Genomic DNA, 4234 nt, shown 5'->3' with positions numbered 1-4234 from the left:
GCCCGTCTCCATGGGGCGGCCTGGCCATGCAACTCGTGCTTCCGGTGAAGTCGGATCAGCAAGGAGCACCCGAGTGAACACCTCGATGGACACCACCCCGATCCTCATCGCCGAGGACGACGTGAAGATCGCCGACATGCTCGGCAACTACCTGCGCGCGCAGGGCTGGCAGACGCTGGTGGTCCACAACGGCATCGCGGCGGTGAACGAGGTGCGCATGCAGCGTGCGTCGATCCTGCTGCTCGACCTGATGCTGCCCGGGCTCGACGGCCTCGAGGTGTGCCGCTCGATCCGCGAATTCTCCTCGGTGCCCATCATCATGCTGACGGCACGCATCGACGAGGTCGATCGATTGCTCGGCCTCGAAGCCGGCGCAGACGACTATGTCTGCAAGCCGTTCAGCCCGCGCGAGGTCGCGGCGCGCGTGAAGGCGCAGTGGCGCCGCGTCACCGGCCAGTTCCGCACCATGTCGCACGGCGGCTTCGATGTCAACGAGGCGGCGCAACGCATCCTGTGGCAAGGCAGCGCGCTCGACCTGACGACCTCCGAGTACCGCATCCTGCGCGCACTGCTCGTGCGCGCCGGTGCCATCCTGTCTCGCGCCCAGCTGCTCGACGCGGTGCGACAGGATTTTCGCGACACGGCTGACCGCACCGTCGACAGCCACATCCGCAACCTGCGGCGCAAACTCGAGGAAGTCCGGCCCCAAGGCTCCGGAATCATCGCGGTGTACGGCATCGGCTACCGCTTCGACCCCTGAGGCGTCAACCCTGTTTGCCCTGTCACAACCACTCCGATTTCAGGTATGTTCAAACCCATGGTCCGTCTCGCAGTCCGGCCGATCTTCCGGGAGACACGATGAAAGTCGCAATCGTTGACGACGATCCTTCGCAGGTCGACTTGATCTCGCACGCCATCTCGAGCCTGGGCCACGACTGCCAGGGGTTCGAGCGCGGCCAGGCGCTGATCCGCCAGATGCGCCGGGATACCTTCGATTTCCTGGTGCTCGACTGGCACCTGCCCGACATGACGGGCCCGGAAATCGTGACCTGGGTCCGCAACAAGATCGAGCATCGCATCCCGATCCTGTTCGTGACGAATCGCAATGAGGAGCGCGACCTGGTGGACGCCTTGTCCAACGGCGTCGACGACTACCTGACCAAGCCGGTGCGCGTGGGCGAACTCACCGCCCGGGTGAACGCGCTGATGCGCCGCAGCTACCCCGCATCGCCCACCGAGATCGAATCCTTCGGCCGCTACAGTTTCGACACCCGGCGGCGCATGCTGACGATCGAGGGCGAGCCGGTCGAATTGAAGCAGAAGGAGTACGAGCTGGCGCATTTCCTGTTCCACAACGTCGGTCGACTGCTGGCGAGACAGCACCTGCTCGAGAAGGTGTGGGGCGTGAACCCCGAGATCTGGTCGCGAAGCCTGGACACGCATGTCTCGAACCTGCGCAACAAGCTCGGGCTGAGGCCACCGTCCGGCTACCGGCTCAGCGCCGTCTACGGCGTGGGATACCGGCTCGAAGCGCTCGACGAATCCGACTCCGTCGCGGCAGGCTCCGAATCCGCCACCCCGTCGGCGTGACCGCCGGGCAGGTACAGGCTCATCGTCAGCCCCTGGGTTGCGGCGCGGCGCTGGCGCAATGCGCCGCCGTGGCGACGCGCCACCAGCGACACGAAGCCCAACGCGTAGTCATCTTCGGCCGGCAGCACCGGCACGCCATCGTTCGCCCGCCCGGTACCCGGATCGTCAGCGCCTGACGGCGTGCCGGGATCCGGCGTGGCGCCATGGTCGGTCACTTCGACGGCCACGCCCGTGCCGCTGCGAACCACGGTGCACCGGATGCTCGCCCCGCCGGGGCTGCGGTCGAGCGCATGGCGCAGCAGGTTGCCGATCGCCCGCTGCAGCAGCGGCGCATCGCCCACGACGTGCACCGGCACCGGCAGCCCCTGCGGCCGGCGGATCGTGACCCGGCGAGCGCGGGCGCGTTCCCACAGATCGTCGACCGCGTCGGCCGCCACCTCGTTCAGATCGAGCGCCTCGCGGCGCAGGTCCGCCTGCTGCGCCCGCACATGGCGCACGAAGTTGTCGGCCATCGACAATGCGGCGGTGGCGCTGTTTTCCACCTGCGACAGCAGGTCGGCTTCGCTCATCGTGCCCTGGCGCAACCGCCACAGTTCGAGCACGCCGAGGATGGTGGAGTGCGGGGCGCGCAGGTCGTGGTTGAGCAGGCGCAGCGCCGCATCGAGCTGCTCCCGCAACAGGTGCTCGGCGGTGCCGTCGCGCACGGCAATCGTCCAACCGGACGGGCCACCGAAGATTCCGGCCCGGACCGTCACCCGGACGACGAGGCGCCGATGCTGCGTGTCCTGGGATTCGCATTCGAAGCCGTGCTGCGGCGCGTCGCCTCGCGGCCACAACGCCGCACGGTCGCTCAGGCGCACCGTGCCGTGGAACACATCGGCGACCTCGCGCCCCGGCAGGGGGCCGCCGAAGCACACGGTGGCTGCAGCGTTCGCATGCTCGATGCGGCCCCGCGCATCCACCAGCAGAACCGGGTCCGGCGTGGCATCGGCTGCGGCGCGGCGCTGGGCGCGCGGGCCCAGCGTCGACACACGCCGCAGCAGCGTCTGCCAGGCGCCGCGAGACACCGCCTGGGCCGCGGGGGTGCGTGGCACGCTGTCCGGTCGCGACGGTGAGGCTGTCATGAAGGTCATTGTGGGCGGAGCCCTCGGCGCTTTGCAAGGCGTACCGGGGCGTTTTTCCTGCGGCCGGATCGCCTGAATCGCCAACAACTGTCAACTCGGCGAGGTGCATCCGCGACCGCTTGAATAAGTCACGCGCCATCGCAACAGCTTGCAGGCTTCTCTGCCGAAAGGCCGGGCACGATCTCCTTTCTCCATCGCTTCGCGACCGCTTCACATCACCATGTCGTCCACCCTCGCCGCCTTGCCCACTCCGCCGTCGCGTCCGGCGTCGCCGGCATCGCGGCCATTCCGCCCGCTGGTGTTGCGCACCCTCGCCGCCATCGCGGTGAGTTGCCTGCTGTGCTCGGCGCTGTCGCTGGGCCTGCACGCCTGGCTCGCGTTCGGCGCCCAGGCCGCCGACGAGCAGGCCATGGCACGCGACATCGCGGCCACGCGGGTGCCCCGCCTGGCCGATGCGCTGCAGCGCCAGGACGGCAACGCGATCCAGCAGGAACTCGACCAGATCTCCCGCTACCCACGCATGGTGAACGTGCGGCTGCTCACGCCGTCGGGCACCGCCTACGTGGCCGGCGCGCCATCCGACCTGCCCGGTGCGGCGCAGGGCGTGCTGCAGGGGGTGCTGCCGCGGGCGGCGCTGCGCGGCGTCGAGATCCCGATCACCGCAGCAGGCGCCGACCCCACCGGCCTCGGTCAGCTGGAGCTCGACTTCGATCGCAGCGGCCTGTCGGCGCAGGTGCGCGGCAGCGTCGCGAAGACGGCACTCGCCATCGTGCTGCCGGCCGTGCTGCTCGGGCTGCTGGTGGCCTGGATGCTGCACCGCGACATCTCCCGCGGCCTGCGCCTGATCGCCCGGCAGGCGGCGCTGCTGAAACCCGAGGAACTCGGCCCGCTGCCGGCGTGGCCCCGCCCACAGCGCCGCTGGCGCGACGAGATCGACCTGGTGGCAGACAGCTTCCAGCAACTGCACCGGGGCATCGCGCGCTACGTCGGCGAACGCGACCGTGCGCTGCAGACGCTCGGTGCCGAACGCGATCGCCTCGAAGGGGCCGTGCAGCAGCGCACCGCCGACCTGACGCGGCTGAACCGGGTGCTCGAATCGGCCTCGCGCCTGTCGGCCCGGCTGATCTACCTGCCGCCCGATGCCTATCCGCTGGCACTGCGCATGGCGCTGGCCGACATCGCCGAGCTGCTGGGTGCCCGCGCCTGCGCCTTGGCCGAGCGTGGCGAGGGCCGGCGCTGGAACTGGACCTTCAGCGGGGGTGGGGGCCCCTGCCCGGCCGAGGGCGGCGAACTGCCGCCGCTGTTCCCGGTCGACGGCTGGCAGATGCAGTGGTGCACCGAGAGCAGCGATTGCCACGAATCGCGCGCGCTGCTGCACGGCTGCGCTGCCGGGTCGCTGCAGGTGTGCCGCCATGACGCGGCCGACAGCGGCCAGTTGCTGGCCTGCCTGGACCTGCCGCAAGCCGTCGAGGAGCGCGAGATCGCGCTGATCGCGAAGCCGCTGTTCGGCGCGCTCGCGC

At 69.9% G+C, this 4234-nt stretch carries 4 protein-coding genes; 3 read left to right on the top strand and 1 reads right to left on the bottom strand.

From position 1 onward, the window contains the following. Window positions 1–73: 73 nt before the first annotated feature. Both AC1D01_RS23135 and AC1D01_RS23130 read left to right on the top strand, forming a co-directional pair. Window positions 74–760, top strand: a complete 687-nt coding sequence (locus AC1D01_RS23135; RefSeq protein WP_477870472.1) for a response regulator — start codon at window positions 74–76, stop codon at window positions 758–760. Window positions 761–858: 98 nt separating this feature from the next. Then, on the top strand, window positions 859–1590 hold the full coding sequence (locus AC1D01_RS23130) for a response regulator transcription factor (RefSeq protein WP_477870470.1): 732 nt from the start codon (window positions 859–861) through the stop codon (window positions 1588–1590). Here AC1D01_RS23130 and AC1D01_RS23125 read toward each other — a convergent pair. Further along, window positions 1506–2801, bottom strand: a complete 1296-nt coding sequence (locus AC1D01_RS23125) for a sensor histidine kinase (protein ID WP_477870460.1) — start codon at window positions 2799–2801, stop codon at window positions 1506–1508. The genes AC1D01_RS23130 and AC1D01_RS23125 overlap by 85 nt on opposite strands. A gap of 133 nt (window positions 2802–2934) precedes the next feature. On the opposite strand from AC1D01_RS23125, the gene AC1D01_RS23120 reads away from it, so the two are divergent. Continuing rightward, window positions 2935–4234: hypothetical protein (locus tag AC1D01_RS23120; RefSeq protein ID WP_477870458.1), on the top strand; the 1300-nt coding region annotated here is incomplete at its 3' end.

The sequence above is a fragment of the Rhizobacter sp. P3_B12 genome (genome assembly GCF_056402895.1).
Note: the sequence above shows the minus strand (reverse complement) of the source record. Positions and strands in the feature narration are given on the sequence as shown.